Here is a 207-nt window from a genome sequence, read left to right as displayed (position 1 = left end):
GGTAACTTGCCCAGAAGCGGGGGATAACACTTGGAAACAGGTGCTAATACCGCATAACAACTGAAACCGCATGGTTTCAGTTTGAAAGATGGTTTCGGCTATCGCTTCTGGATGGACCCGCGGCGTATTAGCTAGTTGGTGGAGTAATGGTTCACCAAGGCAATGATACGTAGCCGACCTGAGAGGGTAATCGGCCACATTGGGACT

Annotated in this window: 1 rRNA gene; it reads left to right on the top strand. The window is 50.2% G+C overall.

The features are described 5' to 3' along the window. Window positions 1-207 (top strand): 16S ribosomal RNA (locus tag CES81_RS13220); the annotation flags it as partial.

Origin of the sequence: Secundilactobacillus pentosiphilus (assembly GCF_002217985.1) — a bacterium.
Classification (GTDB): Bacteria; Bacillota; Bacilli; order Lactobacillales; family Lactobacillaceae; genus Secundilactobacillus; species Secundilactobacillus pentosiphilus.
This window is presented reverse-complemented; position numbering and strand designations above follow the sequence as displayed.